The 20,815-nt window shown below is 71.3% G+C and carries 23 protein-coding genes, 5 tRNA genes and 1 riboswitch; of the genes, 23 read left to right on the forward strand and 5 right to left on the reverse strand.

Features of this window, described 5'->3' with window-relative positions; translation table 11 throughout:
- Nucleotides 1-49 precede the first annotated feature (49 nt).
- The 4 genes from E6A26_RS05590 to E6A26_RS05605 all read right to left on the reverse strand — a co-directional run bounded on the left by E6A26_RS05590 (nt 50) and on the right by E6A26_RS05605 (nt 440).
- Nucleotides 50-122: transfer RNA gene (locus E6A26_RS05590), tRNA-Gly, on the reverse strand.
- A 24-nt stretch (nt 123-146) separates the two neighbouring features.
- Nucleotides 147-218 (reverse strand) — tRNA-Val (locus E6A26_RS05595).
- Between the two features lie 38 nt (nt 219-256).
- A tRNA-Cys gene (locus E6A26_RS05600) sits at nt 257-327 on the reverse strand.
- A gap of 40 nt (nt 328-367) precedes the next feature.
- A tRNA-Gly gene (locus E6A26_RS05605) sits at nt 368-440 on the reverse strand.
- Between the two features lie 244 nt (nt 441-684).
- On the opposite strand from E6A26_RS05605, the gene E6A26_RS05610 reads away from it, so the two are divergent.
- The 15 genes from E6A26_RS05610 (at nt 685) to hisF (ending at nt 12,558) form a co-directional block, all read left to right on the forward strand.
- Nucleotides 685-756, forward strand: a tRNA-Val gene (locus E6A26_RS05610).
- Nucleotides 757-840: 84 nt separating this feature from the next.
- Complete coding sequence (locus E6A26_RS05615; protein WP_136610204.1) at nt 841-1,749, forward strand: PD-(D/E)XK nuclease family protein; 909 nt, start codon at nt 841-843, stop codon at nt 1,747-1,749.
- A gap of 68 nt (nt 1,750-1,817) precedes the next feature.
- On the forward strand, nt 1,818-2,417 hold the full coding sequence (gene def / locus E6A26_RS05620) for a peptide deformylase (protein ID WP_136610205.1): 600 nt from the start codon (nt 1,818-1,820) through the stop codon (nt 2,415-2,417).
- Nucleotides 2,414-3,337, forward strand: coding sequence for a methionyl-tRNA formyltransferase (gene fmt, locus E6A26_RS05625; RefSeq protein WP_136610206.1), 924 nt, complete (start codon nt 2,414-2,416; stop codon nt 3,335-3,337). Before def ends, fmt begins: the two co-directional genes overlap by 4 nt.
- Nucleotides 3,334-4,863 carry an RsmB/NOP family class I SAM-dependent RNA methyltransferase gene (locus tag E6A26_RS05630; protein ID WP_136610207.1) on the forward strand — a complete coding sequence of 510 codons (1,530 nt, stop codon included), beginning with the start codon at nt 3,334-3,336 and terminating at the stop codon, nt 4,861-4,863. Before fmt ends, E6A26_RS05630 begins: the two co-directional genes overlap by 4 nt.
- Nucleotides 4,864-4,933: 70 nt before the next feature.
- On the forward strand, nt 4,934-5,602 hold the full coding sequence (gene rpe, locus E6A26_RS05635; protein ID WP_136610208.1) for a ribulose-phosphate 3-epimerase: 669 nt from the start codon (nt 4,934-4,936) through the stop codon (nt 5,600-5,602).
- Between the two features lie 184 nt (nt 5,603-5,786).
- Nucleotides 5,787-5,928: riboswitch (FMN riboswitch) on the forward strand.
- Nucleotides 5,929-6,003: 75 nt separating this feature from the next.
- Nucleotides 6,004-6,753: a nicotinamide riboside transporter PnuC gene (pnuC, locus tag E6A26_RS05640; protein WP_136610209.1), complete on the forward strand. Its 750-nt coding sequence runs from the start codon at nt 6,004-6,006 to the stop codon at nt 6,751-6,753.
- Nucleotides 6,754-6,776: 23 nt separating this feature from the next.
- Entirely contained in the window at nt 6,777-7,928 is a 1,152-nt protein-coding gene (gene ribD, locus E6A26_RS05645; RefSeq protein ID WP_136610277.1) for a bifunctional diaminohydroxyphosphoribosylaminopyrimidine deaminase/5-amino-6-(5-phosphoribosylamino)uracil reductase RibD, read from the forward strand.
- Nucleotides 7,928-8,605, forward strand: a complete 678-nt coding sequence (locus E6A26_RS05650) for a riboflavin synthase (RefSeq protein WP_136610210.1) — start codon at nt 7,928-7,930, stop codon at nt 8,603-8,605. Before ribD ends, E6A26_RS05650 begins: the two co-directional genes overlap by 1 nt.
- On the forward strand, nt 8,602-9,249 hold the full coding sequence (ribB, locus tag E6A26_RS05655; protein WP_136610211.1) for a 3,4-dihydroxy-2-butanone-4-phosphate synthase: 648 nt from the start codon (nt 8,602-8,604) through the stop codon (nt 9,247-9,249). Before E6A26_RS05650 ends, ribB begins: the two co-directional genes overlap by 4 nt.
- A gap of 1 nt (nt 9,250) precedes the next feature.
- Nucleotides 9,251-9,922 (forward strand): GTP cyclohydrolase II, encoded by a 672-nt coding sequence (gene ribA / locus E6A26_RS05660; RefSeq protein ID WP_211128971.1) that lies wholly within the window; start codon nt 9,251-9,253, stop codon nt 9,920-9,922.
- 81 nt (nt 9,923-10,003) lie between these two features.
- On the forward strand, nt 10,004-10,477 hold the full coding sequence (ribH, locus tag E6A26_RS05665) for a 6,7-dimethyl-8-ribityllumazine synthase (RefSeq protein ID WP_136610213.1): 474 nt from the start codon (nt 10,004-10,006) through the stop codon (nt 10,475-10,477).
- 101 nt (nt 10,478-10,578) lie between these two features.
- Nucleotides 10,579-10,842 carry a phosphoribosyl-ATP diphosphatase gene (locus E6A26_RS05670; RefSeq protein ID WP_136610214.1) on the forward strand — a complete coding sequence of 88 codons (264 nt, stop codon included), beginning with the start codon at nt 10,579-10,581 and terminating at the stop codon, nt 10,840-10,842.
- Nucleotides 10,843-10,924: 82 nt separating this feature from the next.
- Entirely contained in the window at nt 10,925-11,770 is an 846-nt protein-coding gene (hisG, locus tag E6A26_RS05675) for an ATP phosphoribosyltransferase (RefSeq protein ID WP_136610215.1), read from the forward strand.
- 14 nt (nt 11,771-11,784) lie between these two features.
- Nucleotides 11,785-12,558 carry an imidazole glycerol phosphate synthase subunit HisF gene (gene hisF, locus E6A26_RS05680; protein WP_136610278.1) on the forward strand — a complete coding sequence of 258 codons (774 nt, stop codon included), beginning with the start codon at nt 11,785-11,787 and terminating at the stop codon, nt 12,556-12,558.
- 93 nt (nt 12,559-12,651) lie between these two features.
- Here hisF and E6A26_RS05685 read toward each other — a convergent pair whose 3' ends face one another.
- Nucleotides 12,652-13,296 (reverse strand): TIGR03085 family metal-binding protein, encoded by a 645-nt coding sequence (locus E6A26_RS05685; protein ID WP_136610216.1) that lies wholly within the window; start codon nt 13,294-13,296, stop codon nt 12,652-12,654.
- 78 nt (nt 13,297-13,374) lie between these two features.
- Between E6A26_RS05685 and hisI the strand changes: the two genes are divergently transcribed.
- The 8 genes from hisI to lgt all read left to right on the forward strand — a co-directional run bounded on the left by hisI (nt 13,375) and on the right by lgt (nt 20,709).
- The gene (hisI, locus tag E6A26_RS05690) at nt 13,375-13,767 is read left to right on the forward strand and encodes a phosphoribosyl-AMP cyclohydrolase (RefSeq protein WP_136610217.1); all 393 of its coding nucleotides are present in this window, start codon (nt 13,375-13,377) and stop codon (nt 13,765-13,767) included.
- Nucleotides 13,768-13,834: 67 nt separating this feature from the next.
- Complete coding sequence (locus tag E6A26_RS05695; protein ID WP_136610218.1) at nt 13,835-15,397, forward strand: anthranilate synthase component I; 1,563 nt, start codon at nt 13,835-13,837, stop codon at nt 15,395-15,397.
- The gene (locus E6A26_RS05700; RefSeq protein ID WP_234865093.1) at nt 15,390-16,064 is read left to right on the forward strand and encodes a Trp biosynthesis-associated membrane protein; all 675 of its coding nucleotides are present in this window, start codon (nt 15,390-15,392) and stop codon (nt 16,062-16,064) included. The genes E6A26_RS05695 and E6A26_RS05700 overlap by 8 nt, the downstream gene beginning before the upstream one ends.
- 90 nt (nt 16,065-16,154) lie before the next feature.
- Nucleotides 16,155-16,418 carry an HGxxPAAW family protein gene (locus E6A26_RS05705; RefSeq protein ID WP_136610219.1) on the forward strand — a complete coding sequence of 88 codons (264 nt, stop codon included), beginning with the start codon at nt 16,155-16,157 and terminating at the stop codon, nt 16,416-16,418.
- Nucleotides 16,418-17,248, forward strand: a complete 831-nt coding sequence (gene trpC / locus E6A26_RS05710) for an indole-3-glycerol phosphate synthase TrpC (RefSeq protein ID WP_136610220.1) — start codon at nt 16,418-16,420, stop codon at nt 17,246-17,248. The genes E6A26_RS05705 and trpC overlap by 1 nt, the downstream gene beginning before the upstream one ends.
- Before the next feature lie 70 nt (nt 17,249-17,318).
- Complete coding sequence (gene trpB, locus E6A26_RS05715) at nt 17,319-18,713, forward strand: tryptophan synthase subunit beta (RefSeq protein ID WP_136610221.1); 1,395 nt, start codon at nt 17,319-17,321, stop codon at nt 18,711-18,713.
- Nucleotides 18,710-19,552 carry a tryptophan synthase subunit alpha gene (gene trpA, locus E6A26_RS05720; protein ID WP_234865095.1) on the forward strand — a complete coding sequence of 281 codons (843 nt, stop codon included), beginning with the start codon at nt 18,710-18,712 and terminating at the stop codon, nt 19,550-19,552. Before trpB ends, trpA begins: the two co-directional genes overlap by 4 nt.
- Nucleotides 19,549-20,709 (forward strand): prolipoprotein diacylglyceryl transferase, encoded by a 1,161-nt coding sequence (gene lgt / locus E6A26_RS05725; protein WP_136610222.1) that lies wholly within the window; start codon nt 19,549-19,551, stop codon nt 20,707-20,709. Before trpA ends, lgt begins: the two co-directional genes overlap by 4 nt.
- Nucleotides 20,710-20,815: the final 106 nt, after the last annotated feature.

Here is a 20,815-nt window from a genome sequence, read left to right on the forward strand (position 1 = left end):
TTCGACTCATCGACAACTTCCGATTGCGAAGTCCCGTTAAGAAGAAGAGAGCGGACGACGAGACTCGAACTCGCGACATCCACCTTGGCAAGGTGGTGCTCTACCAACTGAGCTACGTCCGCAGGGGAGGCCGTGAAGCCTCTCCGTGGGCGATACTGGGATCGAACCAGTGACCTCTTCCGTGTCAGGGAAGCGCGCTACCGCTGCGCCAATCGCCCAGAGTCCCGGTCGGATCCGGGAATCAGGATGTTCACCGAGGTGGGGACGGGATTCGAACCCGCGTATACGGCTTTGCAGGCCGCTGCCTCGCCTCTCGGCCACCCCACCGTGTTGGCATCCGCATGGATGCTTCCGACAGTGTCCTGCGAGCGGACGACGAGACTCGAACTCGCGACATCCACCTTGGCAAGGTGGTGCTCTACCAACTGAGCTACGTCCGCAGGGTTGTTGTTTGGCCTCATTCCGCCCCGCAACCCATCGGGCCGCGTTCGGGCTCGAGGCCGCGCTTCAACGAGTAAAAACTCTATAGGACGGGCGGGCGATGCACAAATCGCGGCGAGGCGAACCGCCGGTTGCTGCGCGGTGAACCACAAGGATGCAATTCGGGGGCCGTGATTTGGGATCTTGGCGCGGCGTGGGCTAAAGTCGTAGAGCGCTCGGAGACGGGTGCCGCACCGAGAACTCGGGCGATTGGCGCAGTGGTAGCGCGCTTCGTTCACACCGAAGAGGTCACTGGTTCGAACCCAGTATCGCCCACGACTGGACCCCCGGACGCTGTCCGGGGGTCCTTCCTTTTATCGGCGCGCTCGCGTTGTCGGACCCGCGTGAAAGGGTGACCTCATGACAGTCCCTGGCCTCGCTGCAGAATCTCCGGACGGTTTCGGCAGGATGTATCGGCGGTCTCTCTCCGTCGAGCCCACCGTGCCGTCGATCACGACCGTCATAGCGCAGCAGCCGCTCGACCTCGACGGGTGGCGCAGCTATATGGCCGCGCGTCATGTGGCGGACCACCCCGAACTCCGCGACGCACTCGACAGTCCCGCCCGGATCCGGCAGCTGGTGCGGACCGCGGTCGACGCGTCGGAGGTCTACGCGAAGTCGGCTGCCCAGCGCGGCGACCGGGTCCACACGTTCGCCGAGCAGCTTGCGCTGCGCGCGCTCGGGCGGCCGCACCGCCTCGACGACGCGCGCGAGGACCTGAGGTCCCAGGGCGAGGAAGCGTTCGCGCTCAGCGTCGAGCGGTGGTGGGAGAGCTTCGGTGTCGAGCCCATCGCTCCAGAGCTCACCGTGTGGAACACGACGGTCGGCTACGCCGGGACCCTCGATCTCGTGGCACGAATCAACGGGCGGGTCTGCGTCGTGGACTACAAGACGAAGGGCACCACTCGGGACGGACGCGTCAAGCCCCCGGACGACAAGGTGGCGATGCAGCTTGTGGCGGGGATGAAGGCCGAGGAGAGCCTCGTGGACGCGGCCGCGGGGGAGTGGGAGCCGTGGAAGTACGGCGAGGACCCGATCCTCATCGCTGTCGCCGTCGGCGAGACGGAATTCGCGGCGGTCCGGGTCAACCCCGAGGTCCGGAAGTTCCATTGGCAGACGTTCTGCCGGCTGCGCCGGGTGTGGGCAGCGAGGGTCGAGGCCGCCTCGGCGGGACGTACCCTCCTGCCTCTTCCTCCGCCGCCCCGCGCGGCCGAGGCGGGCGAGCCGGACGTGAGCCTCGCCCCGCCGTCCTCCGTCACGCCCGATTAGACTTGCCCCAGCTCACCTGCCGTCTCCCACCTCAGCCCTGACCCCGTCCTGAAAGGCTCCGAAGCGCCATGGCCATCCTGCCCATCCGGATCATCGGCGACCCCGTGCTGCGCACCCCAGCGGACCCCGTAGCCGACTTCGGGCCGGAGCTCGAACGGCTCGTAGCGGACATGATGGAGACCATGGAGGACGTCGACGGCGCGGGCCTCGCCGCGCCGCAGGTCGGCGTTGGCCAGCGCGTCTTCACGTATCATATCGACGGCGTGCGCGGGCATCTGGTCAACCCTGTCCTCGAGCTGTCCGACGACTTCCAGGACGACGTCGTGGAGGGCTGCCTGAGCATTCCGGGGGTTGCCTACCCCGTCCGGCGCCGTCGCACTGTCACCGCGTCCGGTTTCGACGTACAGGGCAATGCCATGACGATCGAGGCCGAGGGAATGCTCGCGCGCGCATTCCAGCACGAGACGGACCACCTCGACGGAATCCTCTTCGTCGACCGGCTCGAGGGCGACGAGCGCCGCTCGGCCTACCGGGCGATCCGCGCGGCCGACTACTCCTCGGTGGCCGGACAGACCGTGACGAAGCGAGCGGGCCACGTGGGCTCGGCCTTCGGCACCGGCGCGTCGTTCGGCAAGAGCGCGTTCGGCGCGGCGAGGAGCAGCGCGTGAGGGTCCTCTTCGCGGGCACCCCAGAGGTCGCTGTGCCGTCGCTCGATCGGCTCGCGGCCGAGCCGGGCATCGAGCTCGTCGGGGTGCTGACCCGGCCGGACGCGCCGATCGGACGCAAGCGGGTCCTCACGCCGTCGCCCGTTGCCTCGCGTGCCGCGGAGTTGGGGCTGCCCGTCGTCAAAGCCGCGCGCATCACCGCCGAGGTGACCGAGCAGCTGGCCGCGCTTCGGCCCGAGGCCGCGGCGATCGTCGCCTACGGGGGCCTGGTGCCGCCTGCGGCTCTCGCGGTACCGGCCTATGGCTGGGTCAACCTGCACTTTTCGCTGCTGCCGGCATGGCGCGGGGCGGCCCCCGTGCAGCACGCCGTGATCCACGGGGATGACGTCATGGGGGCCTCGACGTTCCGGCTCGAGGAGGGCCTCGACACGGGACCCATCTTCGGGACTCTCGCGCTCACCCCCGCCGCGGACGCGACGGCGGGGGAGCTGCTCGGCGAACTCGCCGTGAGCGGGGCCTCGCTGCTCGCGCGGACCCTCGGGGGGATCGCGGACGGGTCGGCGGCCCCCCAGCCGCAGACGGGCGAACCGACGTATGCGCCGAAGCTCTCACTCGAGGACGGCCGCCTCGACTGGGAGCAGCCGGCCGTGGCGATCCATCGACGGGCCCGCGGCGTCACCCCGGAGCCGGGTGCGTGGACGACGCTCGGCGGCGAGCGATTCAAGCTCGAGCCCCCCAGGCTCAGGTCCGATGTCACCGGGTTGCCCGCAGGCGAGCTCTCGTGGGACGGGAAGACGCTCCTCGTCGGGACTGCGACGCACGCGCTGGAGCTCGTCCGCGTCCAGCCCGCGGGGAAGAAGATGATGGCCGCCGCGGACTGGGCCCGTGGAGCGGCCACCGCCGAAGGGATGAGGTTCGCATGACGCCGTCGGAGCGCGGATCCGCAGATCGCGGGCGCTCGTCCCGGCGCAACGAGCAGGGGCGCGAGCGAAATCGCGGCGCGACCGGGCAGCGGCACTTCAGCCAGCAGGCGCCGAGCCAGCGCGCGCGGGCCGCTGACCCCGCACGGCTTGTGGCCTTCGAGGTCCTCCGGGCCGTCTCGCGCGACGACGCCTACGCGAACCTCGTGCTTCCCGCCCGGATCCGGCATCACCGGCTGGACCGCCGGGACGCGGGCTTCGCGACGGAGCTCGCGTACGGGGCGCTCCGCGGGCAGGGAACGTACGACGCAATCCTGGCGCGGTGCGTGGACCGCCCACTCGATCGCCTCGATCCGGCCGTCCTCGACGTCCTGCGGCTCGGGGCCCACCAGCTCCTCGCGATGCGCGTCCCGCCGCACGCCGCGCTCAACCAGACCGTCGCCCTCGCGCGGGGCACGGTCGGTGCGGGCCCGGGCTCGCTCGTCAACGCGGTCCTGCGGCGCGTGAGCGAGCGCGACCTTGGGCAGTGGCTCGACGAGCTGACGAGCACGACGGCGGACGAGACTGAGGCGGCCGCGGTGCGGTACGCGCATCCGCAGTGGATCGTGCGCGCGCTGCGCCAGGCGCTCGTGGCCCATGGGCGCCCGGTGGCCGAGATCGATGCCCTCCTCGAGGCCGACAACGCCGCCCCGGTGGTCAACCTCGTCGCCCTGCCCGGGCTGGGGAGCGTCGATGAGGCGCTCGACGCCGGCGCGACACCGGGAGAGCTCGTCGAGGGCTCCGCCCTGTCGGCGGGCGGGGACCTGGGCCGCTGGGCGGCCGTGCGCGGCGGGACGCTCCGGGTGCAGGACGTCGGTTCCCAGCTCGTGGCCCGCGCGGTGGCGGCTGCGCCGCTCGTCGGGCAACGCGGCGAGGACGACGGCGAACGCTGGCTTGATCTGTGCGCCGGCCCTGGCGGCAAGGCCGCGCTCCTCGGTGCGCTCGCCGCCGAACGCGGGGCGACGTTGCTCGCGAACGAGCCCGCCGAACACCGCGCGGACCTCGTGCGCCAGGCCCTGCGTCCCGTTCCCGGGCGGGCGTGGGACGTCCGCACGGGCGACGGTCGGACGCTCGGCGCGGAGCTCAACGGCACGTTCGCCCGCGTGATCGCGGATGTTCCGTGCAGCGGGCTCGGCGCGCTCCGCCGTCGTCCGGAGTCGCGCTGGCGCCGCACGCCCCAGGACCTCGCAGAGCTGGCGCCGCTCCAGCGCGAGCTCCTCGCGGCGGCGATCGACGCGACGGCGCCGGGAGGCGTCGTGGGCTACGTGACGTGTTCCCCGCACCCTGCCGAGACCGTCGCCGTCGTCGAGGATGCGCTCCGCCGGCGCACCGACATCGAGCCGGTCGACGCGGGCGCGGCGCTCGATGCGGTCGCACTCAGGCCGCTGGGCGCGGGGCACGGCATGACCGCCCAGCTTTGGCCGCATGTGCATGGGACCGACGCGATGTTCCTGGCGCTCTTTCGGAAGCGCAGCCGCGGAGACGGCTGAGGCCCGCCGTGTTGCCCAACCCTGCCCGCGGCGTGCCGCCACGCCGCCGCACCCACAGAAGGAGTCCTGAGTGAGCCGCTGCAGCATCCACCCGAGCATCCTGTCCGCAGACTTCGTGAACCTCGAGGCCGAGCTGGCCCGGATCGGGACCGCGGACGCCGTGCACGTGGACGTCATGGACAACCACTTCGTCCCCAACCTGACGCTGGGGCTGCCCATCGTGGAGCGGCTCCAGGCGGTGAGCCGGCTGCCGCTCGACGCGCACCTCATGATTGCCGACGCCGACCGTTGGGCGCCGCTGTACGCCGACCTCGGGCTCGCGTCCGTCACCTTCCACGCCGAGGCGGCCATCGCGCCGATCAAGCTCGCGCGCGAGCTTCGCGCCCGGGGCTCCAAGGCCGGGATGGCGCTGCGGCCCGCCACGCCGGTCGAACCGTACCTGGACATGCTGACGGAGCTCGACATGCTGCTTGTCATGACGGTCGAACCGGGCTTCGGAGGCCAGGCTTTCCTCGACCTGACGCTCCCGAAGATCCGCCGGGCGCGGGAGGCCGTGGACGGCAGCGGGGCCAAGGTCGCGATCCAGGTCGACGGCGGGATCTCGGCCGCGACCATCGAGCGCGCCGCCGAGGCCGGGGCGGACGTCTTCGTGGCCGGATCGGCGGTCTACGGGGCTGACGACCCGGCGTCGGCCGTCGACGCGCTGCGCGCGGCAGCCGAGGCCGCAGTTCGGGCGTAGCTCCCCGCGGCGGCGCGGCGGCGCGGCGGTGCAGCGGTGCCTCGGCCCGGCGGTGCCGTGACGTTTATGACGTTCGCACCCCGCCCACAGGGACCGTGTGCCACAATGGCAATGGCCGTTTGATTGATCTGTCATCTGCAGCACTTGGGCATCGATGGCGGGTCATGAGCGGTTGAGAAAAATGAACGTGCTCCGGGGTCGGTGAAAGTCCGAACCGGCGGTGACAGTCCGCGACCCTGCGGCCGAGCTCCCTGTGGGCGAGGCCAACGGTTGAACCGGTGGAATTCCGGTACCGACAGTTAAAGTCTGGATGGGAGAAGCACGTGCAGTCTGCGGTGCGCTGTGGCGCGCCGCCTCTGTCGCAACCCCGGAGCCGCTGCGGTCCGGAAAGGAAGGTTGCGATGGACTTCTTGCAGTGGCTCTTTACCGCGCAGATCCCGATTGCGGGATCGGCGCTCCTTGTCCGTGAGGTGCTGGGCAACGTCTTCGGCCTCGCGAGCGCCCTCGGCGGGATGGCCCGCCGCGTGTGGGCATGGCCCGTGGGCATCGCGGGCAATCTCCTCCTTGTCACAGTCTTCGCGGGCGCGGCCTTCGGGGTCGCCCCGGAAACCGGCGTCGGCTCGGCGACCCTGTGGGGCCAAGTGGGGCGCCAGCTCATGTTCCTCGCGGTGTCGGCGTACGGGTGGGCCAAGTGGCAGCGCGCGCGGGACGCCGCCCGGCGGGGCGACCCAGGAGCCGGCCAGGCGGACCTCGCGCAGGGGGCGATCGCGCCCCGCTGGGCGAGCGGACGCACGCGGCTGGGGCTCGCCATCGCGCTCGTCGCCGGAACGGCGGCGCTCACCCCGCTCTTCGCGACGCTCGGCTCGTACCCGCCCGTGTGGGCCGACGCGTGGACCTTCATGGGCTCGTTCCTCGCGACGTACGGCATGGCGCGGGGCTGGACCGAGTTCTGGCTCATCTGGGTCGCGGTGGACGTCGTGGGCGTCCCCCTCCTCTTCAGCGCGGGCTACTACGCGAGCGGCACGATGTACGCCCTCTACGGCACGTTCACCCTCGCCGGCTTCTTCGTGTGGTGGCGCGAGCAGCGCCGGGAGTCCCGCGCGGCGGCCGCCGCGGCACGGTCCGCGGACGGCGAGGCGGCGGCGGTATGAGCGTCGCCCCGCTCCCAGCGAGCATGGACCCTTGGACGTGGAGCGCTGACGACGTCGCGCACATGGCCGACGCGCTCTCCCTCGCCAGCCGCGGGCTGCGGGGAGCCAACCCGCTCGTCGGGGCGGTCGCCGTCGGCCGCGATGGCTCGATCCTCGCGACGGGCCACCACCGCGGCGCCGGCACGGCGCACGCGGAGGCGGACGCCATTGCGAGCGCCGAGCGCGCGGGCGTGGACCTCAGGGGCGCCACGATGTTCGTCACGCTCGAGCCGTGCAACCACACTGGCCGCACGGGCCCCTGCGCGCAGGCCCTCATCCGCGCCGGGGTCGAGAGCGTGGTGTATGCGATCGACGATCCCCACAGCGCCGCCGCCGGCGGGGCCCAGACGCTGCGCGCCGCCGGTGTCGAGGTCAAGTCGGGACTCCTCGCGGACCGCGCCGAAGAGCTCAACGAGCGCTGGCTTGCGGCCGTGCGCGGGCGCCGCCCGTTCGTGACGCTGCACATGGCCCAGACACTCGACGCCCGGATCGCGGCCGACGACGGCACGAGCCAATGGATCTCCAGCCCCGAATCGCTCGCGGACAACCACGCGATCCGCTCCCGGATCGACGCGATCCTCGTGGGCACGGAGACCGTGCTCGTGGACAATCCGCGGCTCACCGCGCGGGACGGCGACGGCACCCTGCTTCCGAGCCAGCCGCTGCGCGTCGTCATGGGACTTCGCGACGTCCCCGAGGGCGCCGCGGTGCGCGGCACGGACGGCCGCTTCCACCACGTGCGCACGCAGGATCCAGCGGCGGCCCTCGCGGAGCTGTTCGACCTCGGAGTGAGGCATCTCATGGTTGAAGGCGGCTCGCGAATCATTGCGGCCTTCCTCGCCGCGGGGCTCGTCGACGAGCTCATCGTCTACGAGGCGCCCACGATCCTCGGCTCCGGCAAGGGGACCGTCTCCGACCTGGGCATCCGCACGCTGGCCGACGCCCAGCACTGGGCGTGGGACGAGAGTGGGGGAGGCGCGGTCCGACGCCTCGGCACCGACCTGCGCCTGCATCTGCGGCCCGCCGCTGCACCGCCCGCCACCGCCCCGCAGGCCACCACACCGCCCGCCACCACACCGCCCGCCGAGGCAGGACCTCGCGACACCCCTCATCCATCCGAAGAAGGACACCACTGATGTTCACCGGGATCATCGCCGAGCGCGGCATCGTCGAGGCCGTCGAAGCCACGGCCCAGAGCGCCGTCATCACCCTCACCGCCCCCACCCTCGCAGCCGACCTGCCCCTCGGGGGCTCCATCGCGGTGGACGGCTGCTGCCTCACCGCGATCCGCAACGACGGCCACACGTTCGCAGTCGACGTCATGGGCGAGTCCCTGGCCCGCACGACGATTGGGGGCCTCGCCCCCGGAGACAGCGTGAACCTCGAGCGCTGCGTCCCTGCAGGGGGCCGGCTCGACGGGCACGTGGTCCAGGGGCACGTGGACGGTGTGGGCGCCCTGGTTGAGAGGGAGCCGCAGGGCAACTGGCATCGCCTTCGCTTCACCGTGCCGGCCGGGCTCGCGCCGTACGTCGCCGAGAAGGGCTCGATAGCGGTCGACGGCGTGTCCCTCACCGTGACAGCGGTGAGCCCTGCGTCCGAGCCCGAGCAGTGGTTCGAGGTCGGACTCATCCCCGCGACGCTCGCCGAGACGGGGCTCGGTGCGAAGGCCGTCGGCGCCGCCGTCAACCTCGAGGTCGACGTGCTCGCGAAGTACACCGCGCGCCTGCTCTCTTTCGAAAGCGTGGCTCAGGGCAGTGCCCGGGCGCGGCATGCCGCCGGCGTGACGATGGACCCCGAGGAGGCGACGGCATGAGCGCCCCTGCCCAGGCCATCCGCCTCGAGCCCGTGCAGGCGGCGGTCGACGCGCTCCGGGCGGGCCGCGCCGTCGTCGTTGTCGACGACGAGAACCGCGAGAACGAAGGCGACATCATCTTCGCCGCGCAGTATTCGACGCCAGCGCTCATGGGCTGGACGATCCGGCACACGTCCGGCGTGGTGTGCGTGCCGCTCGCGAACGCCGTCGCCGATCGCCTCGCGCTGCCGCCCATGGTGGAGCGCAACGAGGACGCGAAAGGCACGGCGTACACGGTTTCGTGCGACCTCCGCGCAGGCATCTCGACCGGCATCAGCGCGACGGACCGCTCCAAGACCGTCGCGGCCCTCGCCGACGCGACGTCGACGGCCTCCGACTTCACGCGCCCGGGGCATATATTCCCGCTGCGGGCGGTTGACGGAGGTGTGCGGGCCCGCCGGGGCCACACCGAGGCGGCCGTTGACCTGTGCCGTCTGGCTGGATTGGCCCCAGTAGGAGTGATTGCAGAAGTGGTCCACGACGACGGAGAGATGATGCGGCTCCCTGCATTGCGGGGATTCGCGAACGAGCACGGATGCCCGCTCATCTCGATCGCGGACCTCGTCGACTTTGTGGCGGCCCGCGGGCATGCCGGGGAGGAATGAGATGAGCAGCACGAGTGCAGACGGCGCGCGGCGCAAGCATCCGGTCAGCGGCGGCCCCATCGTGAAGCTGCCGACGGCGTTCGGCGAGTTCGTCGCGCAGGCCTGGATCGATGAGGAGACGGGACACGAGCATCTCGCCGTGAGCTCACCGGAGCCACCGGCCGACGGCGTGGCCCCCCTCGTGCGGCTCCATTCCGAGTGCCTCACGGGAGACGTCTTCGGTTCTTACCGCTGCGACTGCGGCGAGCAGCTCGCCTACGCGCTCGCGCTCATCCGCGAGGAGGGCGGCACGCTCCTGTACCTCCGCGGGCAGGAGGGCCGGGGGATCGGCCTCGCCAACAAGATCAAGGCGTACGCGCTCCAGGAGGCCGGCTTCGACACCGTCGAGGCGAATGAGCAGCTGGGCCTCCCGGTGGATGCGCGGTGCTACGACGCGGCCGCCCAGATCCTCGCAGAGATGGGCCTCACGCGGATCCGGCTCCTCAGCAACAACCCCGACAAGCAGCACCGGCTGGCCGATGCTGGCGTGCACGTGGTCGAGATGGTGCCCACCGAGGTTCCCTCGCGCGCCGAGAACCTCCGGTACCTGCAGACCAAGAAGGAGCGCATGGCGCACCGCCTGACGCTTGACGTCGAGGCCGTCCTGCCGCGCATCCAATCGGACAACGACTGAGCGTCCCTTCGCGGAGACGTCGCCTTTCACGACCACGCGGACGTCCAGCGACGTCCCTGAGAGACAAGGAACCACCACCACGTGAGCGGACACGGCGCGCCCACCCTCGCCCTCGACGACCCACGCCTCGCGCAGCTGCGGCTCGCGATCGTGGCCGCGAGCTGGCACACCGAGATCATGGACGGCCTCCTCGACGGCGCCCTGCGCGCCGCGCGGGACGCGGGCATCGCCTCGCCCACGGTCGTGCGCGTCCCGGGCAGCTTTGAGCTCCCGGTGGCCGCGAGTCGCCTCGCGGCGACGCACGACGCCGTCGTCGCCCTCGGCGTCGTGATCCGGGGCGGAACGCCGCACTTCGAGTACGTGTGCGAAGCGGCCACGGTCGGCCTCACGGACGTGAGCGTCCGCACGGGCGTGCCCGTGGGCTTCGGCGTGCTGACGTGCGACACGGAGCAGCAGGGCCTCGACCGGGCGGGCCTGCCGGGGTCCGTCGAGGACAAGGGGCACGAGGCGACGACGGCGGCGCTCCTCACCGCTGCCACGCTGAGCGCGCTCTGAGCGGCGAAGGCCCCGTTCCCGCTATGGGCTTGGTCACATCGTCGAGGTCATACGGCCCCCGCCGATGCGGGCGGGCCATGAGCCTCCAGTAGGCTTGACCCGTGAAGGATTTCGAGTCGCTGTTCGCTGAGCTCAGCGAGAAGGCCACGAGTCGCCCCGAAGGGTCGCGGACCGTCGTCGAGCTGGACTCGGGAGTCCACGGCATCGGGAAGAAGATCGTGGAGGAGGCCGCCGAAGTCTGGATGGCGGCCGAGTACGAGTCGGACCAGGCGGCCGCTGAGGAGATCTCGCAGCTGCTGTACCACGTCCAGGTGCTCATGATCGCGAAGGGCCTCACGCTCGAGGACGTGTACACGCATCTGTAGCCGCGGGCGCACCCGGTTCCCCGCAGAACCGGGCGTCCGTGGCGGAAGCCGCGTACCTCCCCTTCCGAACAGAAAGACCACCATGCTCCGTGTAGCAGTTCCCAACAAGGGCTCCCTGTCCGAGGCCGCGTCCTCGATGCTCTCCGAGGCGGGCTACCGCCAGCGTCGCGAGGGCCGCGAGCTCGTCATGCTCGATCCCGAGAACGACGTCGAGTTCTTCTTCCTCCGGCCGCGCGACATCGCGGTGTACGTGGGCCAGGGCACGCTCGATGTCGGCATCACCGGGCGCGACCTGCTCATCGACGCCGAGGTCGAGGCCGAGGAGCTCCTGCCGCTCGGCTTCGCGGCGTCGACGTTCCGCTTCGCGGGACCCGACGGCGAGTTCACGTCCGTCGCCGAGCTCGACGGCCGCCGCGTCGCCACGAGCTACGACGGCCTGGTCCGGACCTATCTCGAGGATCTGGGCGTGACCCCCTCTCGGATCGTGCGGCTCGACGGGGCTGTCGAGTCCTCGGTGCGCCTCGGCGTCGCGGACGCCATCGCGGACGTCGTCGAGACCGGCAACACGCTCAAGGCCGCGGGGATGGCGGTCTTCGGGGATCCGATCCTGGAGTCCGAGGCCGTCCTGATCGGGCGCAGGGGCCACGAGCTTCCCGCCATCGACGTGCTCATCCGCCGGCTGACTGGTGTGCTCGTGGCACGCCGGTATGTGCTCATGGACTACGACGTGCGCAAGGAGCTCGTCGAGCAGGCCTCGGCCCTGACGCCGGGCCTCGAGTCACCCACTGTCTCGCCGCTGCGGGACTCTGAGTGGGTCGCCGTGCGGTCGATGGTGCCGAAGCGGGACACGAACCGCGTCATGGATGAGCTCTACGACCTCGGCGCGCGCGCGATCCTGGTCAGCAGCATCCACGCGTGCCGGATCTGAGGGAGGGGCCGGCCATGGGCGTCGCCGTCCGCGTCATCCCGTGTCTCGATGTCGACGCCGGGCGCGTCGTCAAGGGAGTCAATTTCAAGGGCCTGCGCGACGCGGGCGATCCGGTCGAGCTCGCGCACCGCTACGATCGGGCGGGCGCCGACGAGCTCACCTTCCTCGATGTCACGGCGTCCTCGTCCGAGCGGGAGACGACGTTCGACGTCGTCCGCCGCACCGCGGAGGAGGTCTTCATCCCCCTGACAGTGGGCGGTGGCGTCCGCGGGGTCGCCGAGGTGGACCGGCTCCTGCGCGAGGGCGCCGACAAGGCCTCGATCAACACCGCCGCGATCGCGCGTCCCGACGTCATTGACGAGATCACGCGCCACTTCGGCTCGCAGGTCCTGGTCCTGTCCGTCGACGCGCGCAGGGTCCAGGAAGGCACCCACACGCCGTCGGGCTTCGAGGTGACCACCCACGGCGGGAGGCGCGGCACGGGCATCGACGCGGTTGCGTGGGCCAAGGAGGCGGCGGACCGAGGGGTGGGGGAGATCCTGCTCAACTCCATCGACGCGGACGGCACCAAGGAAGGCTTCGACCTCGAGCTCATCCGGCTCATCCGCGACGCGGTCTCGGTGCCGCTCATCGCCTCGGGCGGCGCGGGCGTGCCCGAGCACTTCCCGCCGGCGATCCAGGCCGGCGCCGACGCCGTCCTCGCCGCGTCGATGTTCCACTTCGGGCCGGACAGCATGATCGCCCAGGTCAAGGCGGCCATCCGCGAAGCAGGCTACGAAGTCCGCTGACCCGCGTTGCGGCGGTCGCGGTCTGGCGCGGTCTAGGGTTCTTCGAACTCTAGGGATCTTCGAACTCTAGGGTTCTTCGAACGCAGACGCGGCTCAGGGCCCGACGTCTGCGGTCGTGAGGAGGGCGACGGCGTCAGGCTGGCCCTCGAACGTCACGAGCGCGTGGGATCCGCGGCCAGTCGCGTGCAGGAGCAGCTCGCCGGGCTCGCCGACGATGGCGACCGATACGGCGGCGCGCTTCGCCACGTGGCGCGGGCCGTGCGGGCTCACGAGCACGATCCCCAGATCGACGCCGCGATACAGGATGGCCGCCTGCCGGACCACGTGCTCCCACAGGGCGTCGGAGTAGGCTGCGTCGAGCGCGCGGGGAGCCCAGCGCTCGGTCGCGCGCCGGACGTCCTCGGTGTGGACGAAGAACTCGGCCAGGTTCGCGGCCTCGTCGAGGCGCGGGATGCGCAGAGGCGACGCCTTGGGCGGGCCTGCGCGGAAGGCCGAGACGAGGGAGGCGAACGCCTCGGGCGCGGCGTTCTTGGACGCGAGGCGCTCGGTGGCGGCGTCGGACACGCCACGGAGACCTCGCACCGCCAGGCCGAAGCCCACACGGGGGCTGCGTTCGCGGAGGTAGAGGTGAGCGGCGAGTTCCTTGGCGGCCCAGCCCTCGCACAGAGTGGGCGCGCTGGGACCGGCCGCGAGCAGGGTCTCGGCCAGAACTTCCCGGGACGGCGGTACGAAGTGCATCACTAGCGAAACTAGCACGCGAGCGGGTACCCGCGCGCGCGGACCGGCGCGCCGTCGATCAGCACTAGACTTGAGGGGATGTCTGAGCAGAAGAACCCCACTTTCGGCGCCCTGCCGGCCGAGATCGCGGACCGCCTCAAGCGGGATCCCGCGGGCCTCGTTGCCGCCGTCGTCCAGCAGTTCGACACCCTCGAGGTGCTCATGGTCGGCTGGATGGACGAGGAGGCGCTCCACCGCACGCTCACGAGCGGCCGGGTCACCTTCTGGTCGCGTTCGCGGCAGGAGTACTGGCGCAAGGGGGATACCTCCGGCCACGTCCAGTGGGTCAAGTCGGTCGCGCTCGACTGCGACGGCGACGCGCTCCTCGTCCAGGTGGACCAGATCGGGGCCGCCTGCCACACCGGCACGCGGACCTGCTTCGACGGCCGCGAGCTGCCCGCCGTCGTCGGCTCCGCCGCAGCGACGGCCTGAGGGTCCCGCCCCGCCACCCGAACCAGCCACCCGCCCCGCCCTCAACGGAAGGCACACGACCCACGCCATGCTTGACCTAGGAGTCATCGAACCCTCGCTCGGGGAGTTCCGGACGCTCGCCGCGGACCGTCGTGTCATCCCGGTCCGCGTCAGGCTCCTCGCCGACGCAGAGACGCCCATCAGCCTGTACCGCAAGCTCGCGGACGGCCATCCCGGCACGTTCCTCTTCGAGTCGGCGGCCGTGGGCGGGTCGTGGTCCCGCTATTCGTTCATTGGCGCCGAGTCGCGCGCGACGCTCACGAGCAAGGATGGCGAGGCATTCTGGACGGGCGAGCCTCCCGTGGGCGTCCCGACGAGCGGCAACCCGCTCGAGGCCCTGCGCGACACGGTCGCCGCGCTGCGGACCGAGCGTTTCGACTCCCTCCCCCCGCTCACGTCCGGGATGGTCGGCTTCGTGGGCTGGGAGGCCGTGCGGCGCTGGGAGAAGCTCCTCTCCCCGCCTGAGGACGACCTCCAGCTGCCCGAGCTCGCGATGAACCTCGTGACCGACCTCGCGGTGCACGACAACGTGGACGGCTCCGTGACCCTCGTGGCCAACGCGATCAACTTCGACAACAGCAACGAGCGCGTCGACGACGCGTGGCGGGACGCCGTGGCCCGGCTCACGCGCATGGTCGAGCGCGTCCTCAAGCCGGCCCCCGCCGCCGTGTCGGTGCTCGGCCCCGTGGTCGACTACCGCGACAAGGTCCAGGAGAACTGGGCGGAGTCCGGCTACCTCGCAGCGATCGCGCGCGGCAAGGAGGCGATTGTCGACGGCGAGGTGTTCCAGGTGGTGATCTCGCGCCGCTTCGAGCTCGACTTCGATGCGGCGCCGCTCGACGTCTACCGCGTGCTCCGGGCCCTCAACCCGAGCCCGTACATGTACCTCCTGAGCCTCGCCGACGCGGACGGCCGCGAGTACTCGATCGTGGGCTCCTCGCCCGAGGCCCTCGTGACCGTGACCGGGGACCAGGTGGTGACGCACCCGATCGCCGGCTCGCGCCCGCGCGGCGCCACGGTTGAGGCGGACCGCGCCCTCGCGGAGGAGCTCCTCGCGGACGAAAAGGAACGGGCCGAGCACCTCATGCTCGTCGACCTCGCGCGCAACGACCTCTCGAAGGTGTGCCGCCCGGGCACGGTCGAGGTGAGCGAGTTCATGGAGGTCGAGCGCTTCAGCCACATCATGCACCTCGTCTCGACCGTCGACGGCCACCTGCGCCCGGACGCGACGGCGTACGACGTTCTCGCCGCGACGTTCCCGGCCGGCACGCTCTCGGGCGCGCCGAAGCCCCGGGCGCTGCGGCTGCTCGACGAGGTCGAGCCCTGCCGGCGAGGGGTCTACGGCGGGGTCGTGGGCTACTTCGACTTCGCGGGGGACATGGACATGGCCATCGCGATCCGCACCGCGCTCCTGCGCGAGGGCCGCGCCTACGTCCAGGCCGGCGGCGGGATCGTGGCCGATTCCGACCCGGTGGCCGAGGCGCTCGAGTCGGTCAACAAGGCCGCGGCGCCGCTGCGCGCCGTGCACACCGCGTCCGCACTGCGCTCCGCCGCGACGCTGCCTGGGGTCGGAGGTGGTTCGCGTGGCTGAGCCGCAGGAGAACGGGATCGTGGAGACCGCGGGACATGAACCGGCGCGCGTAGCCGTGTGGGCCCGCAAGTCGACCGTGATCGGCCTGAGCGTCGTGGTGGCGCTGCTCGCGTTCGGCTCGACGACGCAGACTTGGATCGACGCCGAGGTGCAGGGCGCCGCCGTGCGGACCGCGCACGTCACGGTCCAGGGCAGCAAGGCCGCGACCGCCGTCACGGCCCTCGCACTCGTGGGCCTCGCGGGGGTCCTGGCCGCCGCCGTCGCGGGGCGACTCGGGCGCATCGTGGCGAGCGTCGTCGTCGTCCTCGCCGGGTTCGGCATCGCCTCGGCGTGCATCGCCGTCATCGCCGATCCGCGAGGCGCCGCGGACAGCTCGATCGCCAAGGCGACTGGAGTCTCCGGTGGGGCCGCGACGACGGCGCTCACCTGGTTCCCCGTCGGCGCCACGGTGGCGGGCGCGCTGCTCGCGCTGTGCGGCGTCCTGGCGCTGGTCGCCTCGCGCCGTTGGCCCACCCGGACGAAGTACGACGCCGGCTCCCGCACCTCGCGCGGTGCAGGCCAAGGGGACGGCTCGGGCGGCGAGGGCGACGCCGAGGCGCCCGCGTCCCGCGTCGACGAGATCGAAGGCTGGGACCGGCTCACGCGCGGCGACGACCCCACGCGCTGACGGCGCGACGCATAACGCGGGCGGGCCGCGGCAGACCCGTCGAAGATGGCAGAATGGCCACTGGACACCCTGACTGAGGAGAAGAAGGAAATGAGCAACGCGAGCGGTTCCCAGAGCAGCACGAAGGAAGTCCTCCACGGCGAGGACCTCGGCCATGGGAACAGCCCGGCCGCCTGGACGTGCGTGTTCGTCATGCTCCTCGGCGCGCTCGTCTCAAGCATCGCGTTCGTCATCGCCAACGCGCCGATCTTCTGGGCCGGCGTCGTGATCGTCCTCGCCGGTCTCGTGGTCGGCTGGGTCATGCGACGCGCGGGCTACGGCGTGGGCGGCAGCAAGCTCAAGAACACGCACTGATGCCCACGGTCCTCGACGAGATCGTTGTCGGGGTCCGCGAGGACCTCGAGGAGCGGCGGCGAGCCCTCCCGCTCGCCGCGGTCCGCGAGGCCGCAGCGGCCCGGGGTGCCGCGTACGACGCCTTCGCGGCCCTTGGCGGCCCCGACGATCCGCGCAGCCAGCTCAAAGTCATCGCGGAGGTCAAACGGCGCAGCCCGTCAAAGGGCCAGCTCGCCGACATTGCGGATCCCGCAGAGCTCGCCCGACAGTACGCGGACGGCGGGGCCTCCGTCATCAGCGTTCTGACCGAGCAGCGCCGCTTCAACGGGAGCCTCGCCGACTTCGACGCGGTGCGGGCCACGGTGGAGATCCCGCTCCTACGCAAGGACTTCACGGTCGACGAGTACCAGATCTTCGAGGCCCGGGCCCACGGTGCCGACCTCGTGCTGCTCATCGTCGCGGCGCTCGATGGCGCCGAGCTGGCCGACTACCTCGCGCTGACCCACGAACTCGGCATGAGCGCGCTCGTCGAGGCGCACACCGAGGAGGAGATCGACCGGGCGCTTGCCGCAGGCGCCCGGATCCTCGGCGTGAACGTCCGGAACCTCAAGACGCTCGACGTTGACCGCAGCCTGTTCGGCAGGCTCGCCGGGCGCATCCCGGCCGGCCCCGTGGTGGTCGCCGAGTCCGGAGTGCGCGGACCGGAGGATGTCGCCGAGTATGCGGGCCAGGGCGCCAACGCAGTGCTCGTCGGGGAGGCGCTCGTGACGCACGGCTCCCCGCGCGAGAGGATCGAAGAATTCAAGCGCAGCGGCGCGGTGGCCATCGCCGAGCGGCTCGGCGCACACTAGAGACCGGCCGCGCCCCGCCCGGACCCCGGTTCGCCCAGATCAGCAGACTTCAAGAAGGACGGTGAGACTGGTGGCTGAGAACGCGCCAGAAGCAGCCGCGGCAGACTTTACGTCGCGCGCGGCGGACACGAACGGCTCGGGCACCGAGCCCGCGGACGTCTTCCTCTCGGGAAGCCTCCGCCACTCGCCGGGCCCGTACTTCGGCGCCTACGGCGGCCGCTGGATGCCTGAATCCCTGATCGCGGCGCTCGACGAACTTGAGGAGACGTTCGAGAAGGCGAAGCAGGATCCCGAGTTCGTCGCCGAGATCGCGGAGCTCAACCGGAACTACTCCGGGCGCCCCTCGCTCCTCACCGAGGCGAAGCGCTTCTCGCAGCACGCAGGCGGCGCCCGCGTGTTCCTCAAGCGCGAGGACCTCAACCACACGGGCTCGCACAAGATCAACAACGTGCTCGGGCAGGCCCTGCTCGCCAAGCGCATGGGCAAGACCCGGATCATCGCCGAGACGGGCGCGGGGCAGCATGGCGTCGCGAGCGCCACGGCCGCCGCGTTCCTCGGTCTCGAGTGCGTCGTGTACATGGGGGCCGAGGACTGTCGCCGCCAGGCGCTCAACGTCGCCCGCATGCAGCTGCTCGGCGCGACTGTGGTCCCGGTGACGAACGGCTCGCAGACGCTCAAGGACGCGATCAACGACGCGCTCCGGGACTGGGTCGCGAACGTCCAGACCACCCACTACCTGCTCGGGACGGCGGCCGGCGCGCACCCGTTCCCGGCCATGGTCCGCTTCTTCCACGAGGTCATCGGGGACGAGGCTCGCTCGCAGATCCTCGAGCAGACGGGACGGCTGCCAGATGCCGTGTGCGCGTGCATCGGCGGCGGTTCGAACGCGATCGGCATCTTCCATGGCTTCCTCGACGATCCGGACGTCGAGCTGTTCGGCTTCGAGGCGGGCGGCAGCGGGGTCGAGACGGGCCACCACGCCGCGACGATCACCCTCGGGCGGCCGGGCGTGCTGCACGGTGCCCGCTCCTACCTCATGCAGGACGAGGACGGCCAGACGGTCGAGTCCCACTCGATCTCGGCGGGCCTCGACTACCCGGGCGTCGGGCCGGAGCACTCCTACCTCCACGACATCGGTCGGGTCACGTACGAGCCCATCACGGACTCCGAGGCCATGGACGCGTTCAGCGTCCTGTGCCGCACTGAGGGCATCATCCCCGCGATCGAGTCCTCGCACGCCCTGGCCGGCGCGATCAAGGTCGGGAAGCGGCTCGCGGAGGAGGGCGACGCGTCCGAGAAGATCATCATCGTGAACCTCTCGGGGCGCGGCGACAAGGACGTCCAGACGGCGGCCGACTGGTTCGGCATGCTCGACGAGAACGGGCAGGTCAGGGGCACGACGCTGTCCACGAGGCGGCCGAAGGGCTTCGCTCCCAACGGTGACGAGGGCGAGGAGAACGCATGAGCGCGATGGAGCAGGCCGCGGAAGGCACGGTTGAGGGGCACGCGAGCAAGAGTGCTGCCGCGATCGACCGTGCGAAGGCCGAGGGCCGGGCGGCTCTCGTGGGCTACCTCCCCGCGGGCTTCCCGAGCGTCCAGGAGAGCATCGACGCCGCGATCGAGCTGGCCCACAACGGCGCGGACATCATCGAGATCGGCATCCCGTATTCCGATCCGGTCATGGACGGAAGCGTCATCCAGGCGGCCACGACGGAGGCCCTCGCGAGCGGCTTCCGGGTGGCGAGCGTGTTCGACGTCGTCAAGGCGGTCACGGATGCGACCGACGCCGCGGTGCTCGTGATGACCTACTGGAACCCCGTCATGCGGATGGGCGTCGACGAATTCGCCCGCAGGCTCGCGAGGGCCGGGGGAGCGGGACTCATCACCCCGGACCTCATCCCGGACGAGGCGTCGGAGTGGTTCGAGGCCTCGGACCGCTACGGCCTGGACCGCGTGTTCCTCGTGGCCCCCTCGACCACGCCGGAGCGCATGGCCATGACCGTCGACGCCACGCGGGGCTTCACCTATGCCGTCTCACTCATGGGCGTCACCGGCGCGCGCGCGGCCGTCGACGAGAGCGCCCAGCGCGTCGTCGCGGGGGCCCGCGAGGCGGGCGCGGAGCGCGTGTGCGTGGGGCTCGGCGTGTCGAATGCCGAGCACGTCCGCGAGATCGCCGCCTACGCCGACGGCGTGATTGTGGGCACCGCGATCGTGAGCGCCCTCCGCGATGGGGGACCGGCCGCCGTCGGACGTCTCGCCGCCGCGCTGAGCGGCGGGCTCGCCCGCGAGGGGCACCCGGCATGACCATGGCCCTGCACGGGGCGCCGGCGCTCCTTCCGGGGGCGCTTCCGGCGCCCGCGTGGTCGGGCTTCGACATCCCGCTCCCGTGGGGCTCCCTCAGGATCCACGCCTACGCGTTGTGCATCCTGCTGGGCATCATCGTCGCGCTGTGGCTCACGATGAGCAGATGGAAGGCTCGCGGCGGCCCGGGCGACGCCGTCTGGGACATCGCCATCTGGGCCATTCCCGCCGGAATCATCGGCGGGCGCCTGTACCACGTCTTCTCGTCGCCCGACCGCTACTTCGGCCCGGGCTACAACGGGACCGGCGACCTTTGGGCCATTCCCCGGATCTGGGAGGGCGGCCTCGGCATCTGGGGCGCGGTGGCGCTGGGCGCCCTCGGTGCCTGGATCGGCTGCCGGCGAGCGGGCGTGAGGCTCACCGCGTTCATGGACGCGGCCGCTCCCGGCCTCCTGCTGGCGCAGGCGATCGGCCGCTGGGGCAACTACTTCAACCAGGAGCTGTTCGGCGGCCCGACGAACCTTCCATGGGGCCTTCAGGTCGACCCGTTGAGCCCGAACTTTCCCGCCGGCTTCCCCGCCGAAACGCTCTTCCACCCGACGTTCCTCTACGAGTCGGTGTGGGACATGGTCGGCGTCCTCCTCTTGCTCGCCCTCGACCGCCGCCTGCGCTTCCGCGGCGGCCGCCTGTTCTGGATCTACGCCGGGTTCTACACTCTCGGCCGGGTGTGGATCGAGGCCCTGCGGATCGACCCCGCCGAGCAGGTCACGCTCTTCGGCGTGACCGCGCGTCTCAATGTCTGGACGAGCATCTTCGTCTTGGTCCTCGCGCTCGTCGTGTTCTTGGCGCTGAGCGCCGTCCGCGGGCGCGAAGTGGACACGGTGTGGCTTCCCGGGCGCGATCCCGCGGCCCCGACGACCGAGGCCGGGGAAGGGGCGACCGAACCGCCCGAGGGCGCGGCAGAAGCGGACGACGACGGCGCGGTGTCACACAGCGACGGCGCGGTGTCACAGAGCGAAACGGCGCCTATCCAGCATCCGGACTCTTCCGTCTCGGCATACGGCGACCGTGGTAAGGTTGCGACACACCGAGCCGCCCTCGATGAGCCGCGTCCCGCATCTCAGGACGCGCTGACTTCAGCGGAGGACGACGGCAAGTAGGGCTCCGGCCTGCCTCGCCAACGCACAGGGCCACCGCCCACGCGTTGCTCGCTCCACAAAGGCGTGGATCACAGGTCGCCCGAGCCCAGTGCCGCCGGCCGCACGT

The organism is Sinomonas albida, from assembly GCF_004919045.1.
GTDB lineage: Bacteria > Actinomycetota > Actinomycetes > Actinomycetales > Micrococcaceae > Sinomonas > Sinomonas albida.